The sequence below is a fragment of the Mycobacterium sp. 48b genome, assembly GCF_048282725.1.
In the GTDB taxonomy this organism is placed as follows: Bacteria; Actinomycetota; Actinomycetes; order Mycobacteriales; family Mycobacteriaceae; genus Mycobacterium.
The window spans coordinates 4,546,701-4,562,303 of the sequence record NZ_JBLVUL010000001.1 but is presented as its reverse complement, the minus strand read 5'-3'; the positions used below and the strand labels follow the sequence as shown (position 1 = coordinate 4,562,303).

15 protein-coding genes are annotated in these 15,603 nt (G+C 66.7%); 9 read left to right on the top strand and 6 right to left on the bottom strand.

Annotated features, from left to right (window positions below):
- Window positions 1-13: 13 nt before the first annotated feature.
- A complete protein-coding gene (locus ACNQR1_RS22345) occupies window positions 14-484 on the bottom strand; it encodes a hypothetical protein (RefSeq protein ID WP_418047893.1) in 471 nt (156 codons plus the stop codon).
- A 22-nt stretch (window positions 485-506) separates the two neighbouring features.
- Window positions 507-1,475 carry an asparaginase gene (locus ACNQR1_RS22340; RefSeq protein ID WP_418050452.1) on the bottom strand — a complete coding sequence of 323 codons (969 nt, stop codon included), beginning with the start codon at window positions 1,473-1,475 and terminating at the stop codon, window positions 507-509.
- Between the two features lie 45 nt (window positions 1,476-1,520).
- Here ACNQR1_RS22340 and lspA point away from each other — a divergent pair, with 45 nt between their 5' ends.
- From lspA to dnaE, 7 genes are all read left to right on the top strand, one after another.
- Window positions 1,521-2,243 carry a signal peptidase II gene (gene lspA, locus ACNQR1_RS22335; protein WP_418047892.1) on the top strand — a complete coding sequence of 241 codons (723 nt, stop codon included), beginning with the start codon at window positions 1,521-1,523 and terminating at the stop codon, window positions 2,241-2,243.
- On the top strand, window positions 2,243-3,166 hold the full coding sequence (locus ACNQR1_RS22330) for an RluA family pseudouridine synthase (protein ID WP_418047891.1): 924 nt from the start codon (window positions 2,243-2,245) through the stop codon (window positions 3,164-3,166). The genes lspA and ACNQR1_RS22330 overlap by 1 nt, the downstream gene beginning before the upstream one ends.
- A 50-nt stretch (window positions 3,167-3,216) precedes the next feature.
- Window positions 3,217-4,116 carry an EamA family transporter RarD gene (gene rarD, locus ACNQR1_RS22325; RefSeq protein WP_418050451.1) on the top strand — a complete coding sequence of 300 codons (900 nt, stop codon included), beginning with the start codon at window positions 3,217-3,219 and terminating at the stop codon, window positions 4,114-4,116.
- Window positions 4,117-4,146: 30 nt separating this feature from the next.
- Window positions 4,147-4,524, top strand: a complete 378-nt coding sequence (locus ACNQR1_RS22320; RefSeq protein ID WP_418047890.1) for a YciI family protein — start codon at window positions 4,147-4,149, stop codon at window positions 4,522-4,524.
- Window positions 4,521-5,732, top strand: a complete 1,212-nt coding sequence (locus tag ACNQR1_RS22315) for an RNA polymerase sigma factor (protein WP_418050450.1) — start codon at window positions 4,521-4,523, stop codon at window positions 5,730-5,732. Before ACNQR1_RS22320 ends, ACNQR1_RS22315 begins: the two co-directional genes overlap by 4 nt.
- Window positions 5,733-5,789: 57 nt before the next feature.
- The gene (locus tag ACNQR1_RS22310; RefSeq protein ID WP_418047889.1) at window positions 5,790-6,437 is read left to right on the top strand and encodes a TetR/AcrR family transcriptional regulator; all 648 of its coding nucleotides are present in this window, start codon (window positions 5,790-5,792) and stop codon (window positions 6,435-6,437) included.
- 69 nt (window positions 6,438-6,506) lie between these two features.
- Window positions 6,507-10,055, top strand: coding sequence for a DNA polymerase III subunit alpha (gene dnaE / locus ACNQR1_RS22305; protein ID WP_418047888.1), 3,549 nt, complete (start codon window positions 6,507-6,509; stop codon window positions 10,053-10,055).
- 31 nt (window positions 10,056-10,086) lie between these two features.
- Here dnaE and ACNQR1_RS22300 read toward each other — a convergent pair whose 3' ends face one another.
- Window positions 10,087-10,920, bottom strand: coding sequence for a class I SAM-dependent methyltransferase (locus ACNQR1_RS22300; protein WP_418047887.1), 834 nt, complete (start codon window positions 10,918-10,920; stop codon window positions 10,087-10,089).
- A gap of 135 nt (window positions 10,921-11,055) precedes the next feature.
- On the opposite strand from ACNQR1_RS22300, the gene ACNQR1_RS22295 reads away from it, so the two are divergent.
- Entirely contained in the window at window positions 11,056-11,460 is a 405-nt protein-coding gene (locus tag ACNQR1_RS22295; protein WP_418047886.1) for an SRPBCC family protein, read from the top strand.
- Here ACNQR1_RS22295 and ACNQR1_RS22290 read toward each other — a convergent pair.
- Together ACNQR1_RS22290 and ACNQR1_RS22285 are read right to left on the bottom strand one after the other, a co-directional pair.
- Window positions 11,454-11,684, bottom strand: coding sequence for a hypothetical protein (locus ACNQR1_RS22290; protein ID WP_418047885.1), 231 nt, complete (start codon window positions 11,682-11,684; stop codon window positions 11,454-11,456). The genes ACNQR1_RS22295 and ACNQR1_RS22290 overlap by 7 nt on opposite strands.
- A gap of 80 nt (window positions 11,685-11,764) precedes the next feature.
- The gene (locus ACNQR1_RS22285; RefSeq protein WP_418047884.1) at window positions 11,765-12,154 is read right to left on the bottom strand and encodes a lipoprotein LpqH; all 390 of its coding nucleotides are present in this window, start codon (window positions 12,152-12,154) and stop codon (window positions 11,765-11,767) included.
- A 193-nt stretch (window positions 12,155-12,347) separates the two neighbouring features.
- On the opposite strand from ACNQR1_RS22285, the gene ilvA reads away from it, so the two are divergent.
- Window positions 12,348-13,628: a threonine ammonia-lyase IlvA gene (gene ilvA / locus ACNQR1_RS22280; RefSeq protein WP_418050449.1), complete on the top strand. Its 1,281-nt coding sequence runs from the start codon at window positions 12,348-12,350 to the stop codon at window positions 13,626-13,628.
- A 26-nt stretch (window positions 13,629-13,654) separates the two neighbouring features.
- On the opposite strand, the gene ACNQR1_RS22275 is transcribed toward ilvA, so the two are convergent.
- Window positions 13,655-15,319 (bottom strand): M4 family metallopeptidase, encoded by a 1,665-nt coding sequence (locus ACNQR1_RS22275; protein ID WP_418047883.1) that lies wholly within the window; start codon window positions 15,317-15,319, stop codon window positions 13,655-13,657.
- Window positions 15,320-15,603: the final 284 nt, after the last annotated feature.

The following is a 15,603-nucleotide window of genomic DNA, read 5'->3' as shown; positions in this document are numbered from 1 at the left end:
ACCCCGCGGCTGATCACCAGAGCACGCCGGAAGCGGCATCGAGCGAAAAACCATGCCGGCCCGAGGTTTTGCAGATCAGTGTGCCCTCGTGGGTGACAGCGCAGGCGGCCTCCCAGTTCTCCAGCCGATGGCCCGCGGGCAGCACGTCGACATCTCGGGTGAACATCTTGCTCCCCGAATGGCGGTAGGAAGCCGGTGCTCCGGCCTCGACGAAGGTCTGGTTCATGCCTTCGGGCGCATCGGCGGGCACCGCGTCGCAACCGACCGGACCGCGGTTGGGCAGGATTCCGCAGAACCGACCGTCCGGGGTCTGGAAATACAGCCCGTAGAAATCGGTGGGCGAGGTGTAGTTGCCCTCGGCGATCGGGTAGCCGTTGATGTCCTCGATACCGGGCGGCGGCGGCCACGGCCAAGCCTGCGCGGTCGGAAGTGGGCCGAACACCGATAGGACGACGGCAGCCGCCGCCGCAATGTGGAATCGCACGTTCTCTATTGAACACAGGGCGTCAACCCCAGGCGTCGACGACCTCGGCAATCGGCCGGGTGGCAGCCAGCGCCGCCATCAGCAGTACCCGCGCCTGGGCCGGGCGCAGCCTGGGCACCACCACCGCACCAGCGTCGACGAGCTGCTGTCCGGGGCCGTACTGCGCGGCGACCGGCCCGCCGGGAACCCGGGTCGACACCGTCACCACCACACCGTCCCGGCAATGCCTGCCGACCCCGTCGATCAGTGCGGCGCCGGCGTTGCCCGAGCCCACCCCCTCGATCACGATGCCCCGTGCTCCGGCGGCGACACAGGCGTCGAGGGCCGCGGCATCGGCTCCCGGATAGGCGGCGACGATGTCGACGCGGGGCGCGGACTCCGCGACGAGCGCACCGAGAAAGGCGCGCGTTTTCGTCCCGGTGATCTCCCATCCCGCGTCGGTGACGGTCCCGAGCGCGGTTCCGGTGAAGGCCTCCAACTCGTGGGTGTGACGTTTGCGCAGGCCCAGCGGTTGCCACACCGTGCCGGCGAAGCTGACCGCGACGCCGAGACCCCGGGCCTGCCCGTCGGCCGCAACGGTGATCGCGTCCCGCAAATTGCCTGGGCCGTCACTGTCCGGATCGTCCGCGCTGCGTTGCGACCCGGTGAGTACCACGGGCACGTCTCCGCTGTAGGTGAGATCGAGCCACAGGGCGGTCTCCTCCATGGTGTCGGTCCCATGGGTGACGACGACTCCGTCGGCGGTCGCCGCTGCGGCGGCGACCGCGGCCGCGATCCGGTCCCAGTCCGCGGGGGTCATCAGTGCGCTGTCGGTCGCCATCGCGTCGACGATGTCGACCTGCGCAGCACCTGCGATGCCGGCCGTCAGCTCGGCACCGGTACGCGTCGGGCGTCTGATTCCCGCCTCGTCGGTGCTGGTCGAGATGGTGCCGCCGGTGGTGATGACGACGATGCGGCTGGGCGGGCGCTCGGGCGGCTTCGCGGGCTCCATCACGGTGCAGATTGTCCCGCATCGACTGTTTGGGATGATGGGAGAGTGACTGATGAAACGTCAGGCCCGGCGGAGCCGGTGACCGACGCAACCGGGGACACGAAATCGTCCTCCGTAACAGCTGCTCCGCCTCGGCGGCGGCTGCGTCTGCTGCTCACCGTTGCTGCCGTGGTGCTGTTCGTCGACGTGGTGACCAAGGTGCTCGCGGTGCGCCTGCTGACACCCGGGCAACCGGTGTCGATCATCGGTGACACCGTCACCTGGACGCTGGTGCGTAACTCCGGCGCCGCGTTCTCGATGGCAACCAGCTACACCTGGGTGCTGACCCTCATCGCGACCGGCGTGGTGATCGGCATCGTCTGGATGGGCCGCCGCCTGGTTTCCCCGTGGTGGGCCATCGGCCTGGGCATGATCCTGGGCGGTGCGACCGGAAACCTGATCGACCGTTTCTTCCGCGCGCCCGGACCGCTGCGCGGCCACGTGGTGGACTTCTTCTCGGTCGGCTGGTGGCCGGTGTTCAACGTGGCCGATCCGGCTGTCGTGGGCGGCGCCATCCTGCTGGTCGCGTTGTCCTTGTTCGGTTTCGACTTCGACTCCGTCGGGCGCAGGCGCGTCGACGATGCGGCGCCGGAGGAATCCAAGCCGGAACCGGCTGCCACGAAAGAAAATCGAGCCACGGACGCTGACGTGGAGGAGACCGGTGATGCCGACCCGGTGACCGAGCCCGACGAGTCGAGCACGGTCGGTCGCCAGGCCGAGACGTCATAGTGACCACCCGGTCGATGCCGGTGCCCGAGGGCCTGGCGGGAATGCGAGTCGACGCCGGGCTGGCCCGGTTGCTCGGGCTGTCGCGCACGGCTGTGGCGGCCATGGCAGAGGACGGCGGCGTCGACATCGATGGCGCCCCGGCCGCGAAGTCCGACAAACTCGTCGCCGGATCGTGGCTGGAGGTCCGACTGCCGGAGGCGCCCGCACCCGTCGAGAACACCCCGGTCGACATCGAGGGCATGGACATCCTCTACGCCGACGACGACATCGTGGCGGTGGACAAGCCGCCGGGGGTGGCCGCGCACGCCACGGTCGGCTGGCACGGACCGACGGTGTTGGGTGGCTTGGCCGCCGCCGGGTTCCGCATCAGCACCTCGGGCATCCACGAGCGCCAGGGCATCGTGCACCGACTCGATGTCGGCACCTCCGGCGTCATGGTGGTGGCGCTGTCCGAGCGGGCCTACACGGTGCTGAAGCGGGCATTCAAGCAGCGCACCGTCGACAAGCGCTATCACGCGCTGGTTCAGGGGCATCCGGATCCGTCGAGCGGGACCATCGATGCCCCGATCGGGCGGCACCGAGGGCACGATTGGAAGTTCGCGGTCGTCGAGGGTGGCCGGCACAGCATCACCCATTACGACACCCTCGAGGCGTTCCAGGCAGCCAGCCTGCTCGACATCCACCTGGAGACCGGCCGAACCCATCAGATCCGCGTGCATTTCGCGGCGCTGCACCACCCCTGTTGCGGTGACATGACCTACGGCGCAGATCCCACGTTGGCGAAAAAGCTCGGACTGGAACGTCAGTGGTTGCATGCCCGGTCCCTGGCCTTCACCCATCCGGCTGACGGCCGGCGCGTCGAGATCACCAGCCCGTACCCGGCTGACCTGCAGGCCGCTCTCGACGTCCTGCGCCGTCACTAGTCGTGGGTGTGCAGGCGCCTCCGCAACGAGCTGCTGCAGGCCGCTCGGGGGTGCTGTACGGAGCGGGTGCCTACATCTGGTGGGGATTGTGCCCGGGTTTCTTCCTGCTGTTGCTGCCTGCGGGGGCGCCGGAGGTGTTGGCCCACCGCATCGTGTGGAGCGCGCTTTTCCTGCTGCTGGTGCTGGCGGTCGCCCGCCGTCTCGGCGATCTGCGCCGGCTGACGCTGCGGACCTGGCTCCAGCTGCTGGTGGCCTCCGTCCTCATCGCCATCAACTGGGGGACGTACATCTACGCCGTCACCACCGGTCACGTCGTGGACGCAGCGCTGGGCTATTTCATCAATCCTCTGGTGAGCGTGCTGCTGGGCGTGCTGGTGTTCCGCGAACGGATCAATCGTTGGCAGGCCACCGCCTTGTCGCTCGCCCTCATCGCGGTGGCGATCCTGACCGCCGAACTGGGCGCTCCGCCGTACATCGCTGTCATCCTCGCGTTGTCCTTCGGCGTCTACGGCCTGGTCAAGAAGGTGGTGCAGGCGGACCCACGGGTGAGTGTGGCCGTCGAAACCTTGTTGGCCCTCCCGCTCGCGGCCGGTTACGTGATCACCCTGGAGGTACTGGGGCAGGGGAACTTCCTCAACCACGGCTCCTGGCATGCGGTGCTGTTATTGCTCGCCGGACCTGTCACCGCCATTCCGTTGTTGTTGTTCGCCGCGGCCGCACAACGGCTTCCGATGGTGACACTGGGCCTGCTGTTCTATCTGAACCCCGGATTGCAGATGGCCTGGGGCGTGTTCATCGGCCATGAGCCGATGCCACCGGGGCGATGGGTCGGTTTCGCCCTGATCTGGGTGGCGCTGGTGATCATGACGTTCAGTGCACTGCGAAGGAAGACCGCCGATTCGCCGGCCGAGATTGTCGATCAGGTGGAGCCGGAATCGTCATCACGGTGACAGGCTGGATTCGACAACCAGGAGGACACCGTGCAGTACTGCCTACTCATGCACTACCAGGAGGGACCGGAGGCGGGTCTGAGCGAGGAGGATATGAAGCCGGCCCAGGCCGCGTTCGCACGCTACGCCGACGACCTGGATGCGGCGGGCGTGCTCGTCGGCACTCAGGTACTCCAATCGGCGTCGGCCACCACGACCTTCACCGCACGCACCGGTACCGCCGAGATCCAGGACGGGCCCTTCGCTGACACCAGGGAACGGTTGGGCGGGGTGTTCGTGATCGACGTGCCCGACCTCGACGCGGCGTTGGCGTGGGCCGAGAAATGCCCCGCCGCGGCGTGGGGTTCGATCGAGATCAGACCCGTCGCGGTGACCTACGGCCGGGGACGGGGCTGGTACACGCCCTGAACGTGCCCGCCGGGGATCGGCTCAGCCAGGTGGTCGGCCAGTCGTACGGCCGGCTGCTTGCGCTGCTCGCCGCGCAGTGCCGCGACATCGCCGCGGCCGAGGACGCATTGGCCGACGCGATGGAACGTGCCGTGGGCCGCTGGCCTGGCGACGGCATCCCGGACAATCCCGAGGCGTGGTTGCTGACCGTGGCGCGAAATCGGCTGCGGGACATGTGGAAATCGCCGGCTCATCGGTTGCGTGGGTCCTGGCCCGAAGACCTCGATGTCGTCGAGCAGCTGACCGAGCCTGCGGCGATCCCCGACCGTCGGCTTGAGCTCATGCTCGTGTGCGCACACCCGGCCATCTCCGCCGACATCCGCACCCCGCTGATGTTGCAGACGGTCCTGGGGGTGGATTCGGCCGCGGTCGCGGCGGCATTCGCCGTCGCCCCGGCGACGATGGCGCAGCGGCTGGTACGCGCCAAGAGGCGTATTCGGGACACCGGGATACCGTTCACCCTGCCCGAGCGCACCGACCTTGCCGCACGACTGCCCGAAATACTCGAAGCGGTCTACGGCGCCTACTCGATCGACTGGTTGTCGGTGCCGCAACGGAATGCCCTCGAATCGCTGTCGTCGGAGGCCGTGCACCTGGTCATGGTGCTCGTCGAGTTGCTGCCCGACGAGCCGGAGGTGCTCGGCTTGGCCGCGTTGATGTGCCTGTGCGAAGCGCGGCGTCCGGCCCGCCTCGACGCGCTGGGCAGCTTCGTCGGGTTGGACGACCAGGACCGGCGCCGGTGGGACCCCGCGCTGTACGCACGCGGCGAAGACCTGCTCGCCCGGGCCCACGGCTTCGGTCGGCCGGGCCGGTTCCAGTACGAGGCGGCGATTCAATCGGCGCACTGCGCCCCCGAGGTCGACCGTCACGCGCTGCGCAAGTTGTATCGGGCGCTGATGCGCGTCGGGCCGTCGCTGGGAGCCGGCGTTGCCCTGGCGGCCTTGGACGGCGAAATCGACGGAGCTGAAGCGGGATTGCATGCCCTCGACACGATTACGGACCGCGCGGTCGAGAGATTTCAGCCGGCGTGGGTCACCCGCGGTCATCTCCTCGGCGTGGCGGGGCGGCTGGACGAGGCCGCGACGGCATACCGCCGAGCCATCGAACTGACCACCGACGATTCTGTGCGGGCCTACCTGAACGAGCGCGTGGTTGACCTGCCCAGATAGCGGCCTTTGCGGAGGGGTCTTTTGACCTTGATTCAGCAATGACTTAGTGTTTGCTAGATGACTCCCCGGGGTAGACCCAAGGCGAGCCGTCGAGGGCCCGGCCGACCGGTCGGTGCCGATGCTGCGCAAACCCGCCAACGCATCGTGCAAGCGGCCTACGAAGTCATCAACGAGCGGGGCTACGCCGCGGCGACGTTCCAGGAGATCGCCAAGCGCAGCGGCCTGAGCCGCCCGACGCTGAACTACTACTTCGCCAGTCGCGAGGATCTCTACCGTGCACTGCTGCAGCAGGCGCACGAGGTCGTCATGTCGTGCATCCACGTCGCGAAACAGCATGACGGAACGCTGAATCGGTTGCATGCGTACATCGATGCCGTGGTCGAGGTGTGGCATGGCGACGGTGCGGTGGTGGGGTTTCTGGTCAATGCCCGGCTGGAGTCGTACCGTCATCCCGATCTGCCCGCGGCCACCGTCACGGCGACCCGGGGCTTCCTCGGCGAACTGGTGACCGAAGCGGTCGTCCGGCGCGAGTTGCCGCCCTACACCGACCAGGCGAGCCTGGTCGAACTGCTGTACGCGATGCTGTGGGGGGTAGGTGCGTACGCCGGCTGGCAGCGCAGGCCCGTCGACGTTGTGGCGATAGCCAAGCAACTGCAATTGGTGATAGGTAGCGGATTGCTGTCTATCGCCGACGGTGATCTCTGACTCGCCGGCAAAGACACGCGAGGCGACACGCGCGGCGGTGTCGGTGGGGCGCCATAGACTGGCACCCCTATGAGCGGTTCATCTTCTGGGTCCTTCGTGCACCTGCACAACCACACCGAGTACTCGATGCTGGACGGCGCCGCGAAGATCACCCCGATGCTGGCCGAGGCGCAGCGTCTGGGCATGCCTGCGATCGGCATGACCGACCACGGCAACATGTTCGGTGCCAGCGAGTTCTACAACTCGGCGACAAAGGCCGGCATCAAGCCGATCATCGGTATCGAGGCGTACATCGCGCCCGCCTCGCGGTTCGAGACCAAGCGTGTCCAGTGGGGTGACCCGAGCCAGAAGAGCGACGACGTCTCGGGTAGTGGCGCCTACACGCACATGACGATGGTCGCGGAGAACGCGACCGGCCTGCGCAACCTGTTCAAGCTGTCGTCGTTGGCCTCCTTCGAAGGTCAGCTCGGCAAGTGGTCGCGCATGGATGCCGAGATCATCGCCGAACACGCCGCGGGCATCATCGCGACCACGGGTTGCCCGTCGGGTGAGGTGCAGACCAGGCTGCGGTTGGGCCATCGCCAGGAGGCGCTGGAGGCGGCCGCCAAGTGGCGCGAGATCTTCGGCCCCGAAAACTTTTTCCTCGAGCTGATGGATCACGGCCTCGACATCGAACGCCGCGTCCGCGAGGGCCTGCTGGAGATCGGCCAGAAGCTCAACATCCCGCCGCTGGCGACCAACGACTGCCACTACGTGACGCGGGAGGCCTCACAGAACCACGAGGCCCTGCTGTGCATCCAGACCGGCAAGACCCTGTCGGACCCGAACCGGTTCAAGTTCGACGGCGACGGCTACTTCCTCAAATCCGCCGAGGAGATGCGCGCGCTGTGGGACTCCCAGGTGCCGGGAGCGTGCGATTCCACGGTTCTCATCGGCGAGCGGGTGCAGTCCTACGCCGACGTCTGGACTCCCACCGACCGCATGCCGGTGTTCCCGGTCCCCGACGGCCACGACCAGAACTCCTGGCTGACCCATGAGGTGCAGGCCGGGCTGGAGCGCCGGTTCCGCGGCGCGCCCGTGCCCGCCGAGTACACCGATCGCGCGACCTACGAGATCAAGGTCATCTGCGAGAAGGGCTTTCCGTCCTACTTCCTGATCGTGGCCGACCTGATCAACTACGCCCGCTCGGTCGGGATCCGGGTGGGCCCGGGCCGTGGATCGGCGGCCGGATCGTTGGTGGCCTACGCGATGGGCATCACCAACATCGACCCGATCCCGCACGGTCTGCTGTTCGAGCGCTTCCTCAACCCGGAACGTCCGTCCGCCCCCGATATCGACATCGACTTCGACGACCGGCGCCGCGGTGAGATGCTGCGGTACGCGGCCAACAAGTGGGGCAGTGACCGGGTGGCCCAGGTCATCACCTTCGGTACCATCAAAACCAAAGCGGCGCTGAAAGATTCGGCCCGCGTGCATTACGGCCAGCCGGGTTTCGCGATCGCCGACCGGATCACCAAGGCGCTGCCGCCGCCCATCATGGCCAAGGACATCCCGGTGTCGGGGATCACCGACCCCAACCACGAGCGGTACAAGGAAGCCGCCGAGGTCCGCGCCCTGATCGACACCGATCCCGATGTGCGGACCATCTTCGAGACCGCGCGCGGCCTGGAAGGCCTGGTGCGCAACGCGGGTGTGCACGCCTGCGCAGTGATCATGAGCTCCGAGCCGCTCATCGACGCGATCCCGCTCTGGAAGCGGCCCCAGGACGGCGCGGTCATCACCGGCTGGGACTATCCGTCGTGCGAGGCCATCGGCCTGCTGAAGATGGACTTCCTCGGCCTGCGGAACCTGACGATTATCGGGGACTGCCTGGAGAACATCAAGGCCAACCGGGGGATCGACCTGGACCTGGACACGCTGCCCTTCGATGATCCGGCCGCCTACGAACTCCTCGGCCGCGGAGACACGCTGGGCGTGTTCCAGCTCGACGGCAGCGCGATGCGTGACCTGCTGCGGCGTATGCAGCCCACGGGATTCAACGACATCGTGGCGGTGCTCGCGCTGTACCGTCCCGGTCCGATGGGCATGAACGCCCACAACGATTACGCCGACCGCAAGAACGGCCGTCAGGCGATCAAGCCCATCCACCCCGAGCTCGAGGAACCGCTCAAGGACATCCTCGCCGAGACCTACGGCCTGATCGTCTACCAAGAGCAGATCATGTTCATCGCGCAGAAGGTCGCCTCCTACACCATGGGTAAGGCCGATGCGCTCCGTAAGGCCATGGGTAAGAAGAAGCTTGAGGTGCTCGAAGCCGAGTACAAGGGCTTCAAAGAAGGTATGACCGCGAACGGATTCTCCGAGGCCGCGGTGAAAGCCCTGTGGGACACCATCCTTCCGTTCGCCGGGTACGCGTTCAACAAATCCCACGCGGCCGGCTACGGCCTGGTGTCGTACTGGACCGCCTACCTCAAGGCCAATTATCCCGCCGAGTACATGGCAGGCCTGCTCACCTCGGTCGGTGACGACAAGGACAAGGCAGCGGTCTATCTGGCCGACTGCCGGCGGCTCGGCATCACCGTCCTGCCGCCCGACGTCAACGAGTCGGTGCAGAACTTCGCCTCAGTGGGTGACGACATCCGGTTCGGTCTGGGCGCCATCCGCAACGTCGGCGCGAATGTCGTTGCGTCGCTGATCAGTAGCCGAACCGAGAAGGGCAAGTACGCCGACTTCTCCGATTACCTCAACAAGATCGACATCGCGGCCTGCAACAAGAAGGTCACCGAGTCGTTGGTGAAGGCGGGCGCGTTCGACTCACTCGGCCATCCCCGCAAGGGGCTGTTCCTGGTGCACACCGACGCCGTCGACTCGGTGCTCGGCACCAAGAAGGCCGAGGCCATGGGTCAGTTCGACCTGTTCGGCGGTGCCGACGACGGCGGCGGCACGGATGCCGTGTTCACCATCAAGGTGCCCGAGGAGGAGTGGGAGGACAAGCACAAGCTCGCCCTAGAACGCGAGATGCTGGGGCTGTACGTGTCCGGCCATCCGCTCAACGGGATTGCCCACCTGCTGGCCAACCAGGTCGACACGCAGATCCCGGCGATTCTCGACGGCGACATCGCCAATGATGCGCAGGTGGTGGTCGGCGGTATCCTGGCTTCGGTCAACCGTCGCGTGAACAAGAACGGCTTGCCTTGGGCCTCAGCTCAATTGGAAGACCTCACCGGTGGTATCGAGGTGTTGTTCTTCCCTCAGACGTACTCGTTGTTCGGTCACGAGATCGCCGACGACGTGGTGGTACTGGTCAAGGCGAAAGTGGCTGCCCGCGATGACCGCATCTCGCTGATCGCCCACGAGCTGGTCGTGCCCGACTTCAGCAGCGCCCAGGCCGACCGCCCACTGGCGGTCAGCCTGCCCACCCGCCAGTGCACGATCGACAAGGTGAGTGCGCTCAAGCAGGTGCTGGCCAATCATCCAGGCACATCCCAGGTGCACCTTCGGCTGATCAGCGGTGAGCGGATCACCACGCTGGAACTCGATCAGTCGCTGCGGGTGACCCCGTCGTCGGCTCTGATGGGCGATCTCAAGGCACTGCTCGGCCCCGGTTGTCTGGGGTAGCAGCCCGGTCGACCCTGACGATCGCGTCCGGTCAGAACCGGTATCGCAGGATGCGCGCCTTTCGGGCCGTCGCCTTGGTGAGGCCGGTGGCTCGTGTTGCGACCCGGAGCGCAATGGGAAAGCGGTCGACCTCCGGTTGGTGAGCCAGGCTGGACTCCTCGACCAGCCTCAATCGCGGATTCCACGTCTCGGGATGGTGGGCATCCTTGAAACCCGGGTAACCCCACTGACTACCGACGTCCTTGAACATCTTGGCGGGAAAGAACTTCAGGGCAGCCCTGCTCATCCATCCGATGCGGCCGTAGTCGTTGAACGCGAGTTCCCCGGATTCGAAGTGTTCGGTGATCTTCCGGAAGATCCCGGCGATCACCGGTTCGCCGAGGAACGCGAACAGTCCGTCGGCAACCAGCATGGTGGGTCGATCGGAGGGGATCGGGTCGGTCCAGTCCGCGTCGGCCAACGACGCGGCGACGGTGTGCGCGTGGAGGAGCGCCGGCAGCACTCGGTCCCGCAGCTCGCTGATCCCCGGCAGGTCCACGGTGTACCAGTCGACCGTGACCGGCGGCGAGACGCGGTGGACACCGCTGTCGAGACCGCCGCCGAGATCGACCACCACGGCATCGGGATGGTCGGCGACGAACGTCCGAACACGGTCGTCGAGCATCTTGGCCCGCAGTGCCGACTGACACACCACGCTGGTCTGTACCCCCAGGCCGGTGAAGTCGTAGTCGAGTTGTCCGACTGTCTCATCGGCGATCGTGTCACCGAGGATCGGGCGGTCCCATCGGCTGTCGAGAGCCCTGGCGTACAGCGTCAGGAATGCGGTTTCCTCTACCGGCGTGAGACCCGTCGTCGCAATACCCACAAACCCGACCGTACACCCGGTGCGCGGCTGAACACTTCGGCGAAAACGTTTACCGCCCTTGCGATCACGGTCTGCTGAATCGCTTGCCGAATGGTCTGGGTGCGCGGTGGGCCTGCGGCAGCCTACGGTGGAACCATGCGTAGCAGGCATGTGAGCGTCTGGATCGAGGTCGCCCCCGACGCGGTGTACGCCTATGCGTCGGATCCGCGGCAGATGGTCACCTGGGCGGCGGGGCTTGCCAAGGGCGGGTTGCGCCTCACTCCGCGAGGGTGGTTGGCGGATTCCCCGATGGGTGAGGTCACCGTCGAATTCACTGCGACGAACGCGCTGGGCGTGCTCGATCACGTGGTGTGTCTGCCTTCGGGCGAGGCCGTCTACAACGCGATGCGGGTCGTTCCGGCAGGGGTCGACGCGACGGCGTGCGAAGTCGTGTTCACCGTCCGTCAGCGCCCCGGGATGACCGATGAGCAGTTCGAGGCCGACGCCGCCGCCGTGGCTGCGGATCTAGAGACGCTGCGGGGACTGCTGGAAGGTCACTGATCGGAGGGCGAGATACGGCCCAGTCCCAGCCACACCACAAGGGTGGCCGCGCTAGCCGAGAGCACAGCCGGTGCCGCACTCATCGTGGCCACCCCGACGACCACCAGCACCACGGCACCGATCGCCAGGGCGATCAGCTTGTAGGTCGGCCAGGGAACCCCGGCGATGTCGACCTGGTGATCGGCCCGGGAGGCGACGCTGCGAAAGTTCCCGGCGGTGGTCATATGTTGACGATAGCTCGCAATATTGATTTCGGCCAGCCGAAACCTCGGATCAGGCGTGTCGATTTACCGGCTGATCTGGTTCAACAGTGGGCTTCCACCCGATACCGGACCTCGGCCGGCTTCGTCGGGCGGTCGGCGAACGAGCCGTGGGCTGTGCCGCTGAAGTGGAATTTGGCGTCGTCGATGCTGGCACGCGTGTCCGAGGCGCCGGCCGGTGCGCCCCCGGTGAAGCCGGTCAGGTCCCGGATCCGCATGACCTTGGGCTCGACCGTGCCTCCGGTCTGGACGATCGCGGTGAATCCGGGCGTTTGCGGCTCGGTTTCGATGGTCCACAACCAGGACAGTTGCTTGCAGTCCACCTTGTAGGTGGTCGGCATCTCGTGGTCGTTGATGAAGACCCGCGCGGTGTGGGTATCGGAGGGGGTGCCGGTGGGTGCTGCGCACGCGGCAGCGGCGAGCGCAACCACCATCACGGTGTGCCGCCGCCCACTGCACTCGCTGAGTGTGTCGCACCACGGATGTTTTCCCAGTTCGGGGTCTGTTCAACCACAACCTGTGAATTTCGGTGGTCCGGCGCCGCGGACCGCGGAATCTCGGCGTGTGCGCCTACCCACGTGCAGCGAAACCGCTGGCCAGTGGCACCATTGAACGGTGACTGCCGATCTGAGCAAAGGCTCCCGAGTGTCCCCGCTGGCCGCGCCGCTGACCGCTGCCGACATCGACGAGGCCGCAGAGCGAATTTCCGGGGTGGTCACCCGCAGCCCGCTGCAGTTCAACGAGCGTTTGTCGGAAGCCACCGGGGCGAACGTCTACCTGAAACGCGAGGACCTGCAGGCGGTGCGTTCCTACAAGGTGCGCGGTGCGTTCAACCTGATGGCACAGCTCTCGCCGGAGGAGCTGGCGGCCGGCGTCGTGTGTTCTTCGGCAGGCAACCACGCCCAGGGCTTCGCGATGGCCTGCCGGTCGATGCGCACGCACGGCCGCGTCTATGTACCGGCCAAGACTCCCAAGCAGAAGCGGGACCGGATCCGCTACCACGGCCGCGAGTTCATCGAGCTCATCGCAGGCGGATCCACCTACGATCTGGCCGCCGCTGCCGCGCTCGACGATGTCGCACGCACCGGGGCCACCCTGGTGCCCCCCTACGACGACCTGCGCACCATGGCCGGACAGGGCACGATCGCCGCCGAGCTGCTCGACCAGCTCGACGACGAGCCGGATCTGGTGATCGTCCCCGTGGGTGGCGGCGGCTGCATCGCCGGCATCACCACATATCTGGCCGAGCGCGCGTCGGGCACCTCGGTGCTCGGGGTGGAGCCGGCAGGTGCGGCGTCGATGATCGCCGCACTGGCCGCGGGCGGACCCGTGACACTCGATCACGTCGATCAGTTCGTCGACGGGGCGGCAGTGGCACGGGCCGGTGCACTGCCCTACGCCGCACTGGCTGCCGCCGGGGACATGGTCGCCCTGACCACGGTCGACGAGGGCGCGGTATGTAGCGCGATGCTCGACCTGTACCAGAACGACGGGATCATCGCCGAGCCCGCCGGTGCGCTGTCGGTGACCGCGCTGCTCGAGGCCGATATCGAGCCCGGTTCCACCGTGGTGTGCCTGATCTCCGGAGGCAACAACGACGTCTCCCGCTACAACGAGGTGGTCGAGCGCTCACTCGTGCACCTTGGCCTCAAGCACTACTTCCTCGTGGATTTCCCGCAGGAGCCGGGGGCGCTGCGTCGCTTCCTCGATGAGGTGCTCGGGCCGGGCGACGACATCACCCTGTTCGAGTACGTCAAGCGCAACAACCGGGAGACCGGCGAGGCGTTGTGCGGTGTCGAGCTGAGTGCGGCCACGGACCTGGAAGGCCTGCTGGCCCGGATGCAGGATTCCGATATCCACGTCGAGTTGCTCGAACCGGGTTCACCGACGTACCGGTACCTGACCTGAGCACCCCGACCTGAGTCGGCGAGGCCTCAGGCTCCGATGCCGGTGGCCTCGAACCCGGCGCTGATCGCGGCGACCTTCTCGTCCAGCACGTCCGGCGGATCCTTTCGGAACAGCGACTTGGCCACCAGCTCGACCGCACGCCGGCTGTCGCTGAACCGCGATGTCCGCGAAAGGTGCAGGGTCAGTGCGAGATAGAACAGTGTGGCGACGTCCTGCGGCGTGAAGAGGTGGCCCTGCCCGTTCTTTGCGCTGATGACGTTGTACGCCGCCTTGTTGTGGATGCCGCTGTTCGTGTGCACGCCTCCGTTGTCGCGGACCGTGGTCACGTAGTCGCGCATGTGGGCGGGCTGTCCGCGCCGGGTCGGATCGCTCAGATCGCGCAACGGCAGACCGGTCCCGTCGAGTTCCTCGCCCATCTCCCAGTTCCAGCTGTCGATATCGGGTTTCTGGGAGTTGGCGATGATCGTTCCCATGATGTCCGAATAGGACTCGTTGAGCGCGCCGGACTCGTCCTTGTATTCCATGCGGGCGGTGTTGTCGGTCAATCCGTGTGTCATCTCGTGGGCGACGACGTCTACGGCCACCGCGTAGGACCGCAGCTCGCCGTCGACGCTGCGCTGGCCGTACACCATCTGTGTGCCGATCCACGCGGCGTTGCGCCATTCCCGGGGTGTCGGATCCTGGATCGACGTGCAGTTGATGGACGAGATGAACGGCCCGCCCTGGTTGTCCAGACCGTTGCGCTGCAACGTGTTCAGCAGGTAGTCGGCGACCTCCTGGGCATTGGCATGTGCGCTGATCGCGGCCGGGCTCCACGGGGCCGGAGGGTTGGTGATCGGCGCGGCACCGGGCAGCGAACGGAATTGCGATTCGATCCTGCGGAACCCGAAATCGTAGGTCTCGATGCGCCGGGTCGGGTCCACCAGCCGCTTGTTGTCGTTCTCATCGCGCTCTGCCCGGATGCGCCGGGTCTGTCCGAGCGCGTCGGTGGAGTCCAGCTCCTCGAGGGTCCACGAAATCGTTTGGGTACGGGGAAGTTTGGTCACAAGATCGCCGGAATGGGCGTCGACGACGTAGTCGAAGAGCTCCGGCAGCGCCTCCGGGTGACCGTCCGAGGTGTGTTTGCGGTGTCGCTGTACGTTCTTGGCGATGTAGACCAGGCGCCAGACCCCGGGCTGGGAGCTGTTGTCGAAGTAGAAGTACAGGCGGGGTGGCTCCGGCAGGGGCAGCGCGTCCTTGCCCGCATCCTTGACGATCACGTCTTGAGCCTGGGCCGGCGATATGGCCGCCACGGAGTCGACGCCGTCGGGATTGCCGATCGCGGAATTCACGGCCAGCATGTTGTTGTCGTCGTCCAACTCGATCGTCACGAGGGAGCCGTAGATCGGGATGTGCTGACGGTACTGGGCGAACTTGACGACGGTGGAATCGGTGAGCGGGATGGATTCGGTGCCCAGGGCACGGTACTCGGTTCCCGGACCCGCGCTCCTGTCGGTGATGGTCGGCACCTCGGGGCTGGCGATCATCTGGTTCAGGTAGCGGCGCGCCGCCGATTCAGGGTCGAGCGTTGTCACATCGACTGCCGGCGCCGCGTCGGGTCTGACCGCCTCGTCGTTGATGGCCCGCACGGCCGGGCCCTGGTACCTGTCCGCGCTGTGCAGCGCAAAGCTCTCTAACCCGTTGTCGTTCATCAGTTCTCACATCTCCTGGTCCAATGGTGGCTGCCCCTGGTCCGCGGCCGGCCGGGTGCCGGCCATGGCATGGCCTGATCATGCGTCTCGGACGCCACGAATTGCGTGCGTAGTCGCCTACTCGAAAATTGCGCCGAACCGACCGGCGAGGTCCGCCGCGGTGCCGATGCCGTGCGTCATCTGACCGCGCCGGCCGCGAATGCAGGTAGTGATCTACGCGCGCGCCGGCGGCCGCGGGTGCCTACCGTCCATGACGTGGGGTGAGGGCCTCACAGCAGATCCGC

Excerpts from the sequence above, each read along its gene's own strand:
- ACNQR1_RS22310 (WP_418047889.1), top strand. The coding sequence starts at position 5,790 with ATGACTCCCCGGGGTAGACCCAAGGCGAGCCGTCGAGGGCCCGGCCGA.
- ACNQR1_RS22340 (WP_418050452.1), bottom strand. The coding sequence starts at position 1,475 with ATGGAGCCCGCGAAGCCGCCCGAGCGCCCGCCCAGCCGCATCGTCGTC.
- ACNQR1_RS22290 (WP_418047885.1), bottom strand. The coding sequence starts at position 11,684 with ATGACCACCGCCGGGAACTTTCGCAGCGTCGCCTCCCGGGCCGATCAC.
- ACNQR1_RS22285 (WP_418047884.1), bottom strand. The coding sequence starts at position 12,154 with ATGGTGGTTGCGCTCGCCGCTGCCGCGTGCGCAGCACCCACCGGCACC.
- ACNQR1_RS22275 (WP_418047883.1), bottom strand. The coding sequence starts at position 15,319 with ATGAACGACAACGGGTTAGAGAGCTTTGCGCTGCACAGCGCGGACAGG.
- dnaE (WP_418047888.1), top strand. The coding sequence starts at position 6,507 with ATGAGCGGTTCATCTTCTGGGTCCTTCGTGCACCTGCACAACCACACC.
- ACNQR1_RS22295 (WP_418047886.1), top strand. The coding sequence starts at position 11,056 with ATGCGTAGCAGGCATGTGAGCGTCTGGATCGAGGTCGCCCCCGACGCG.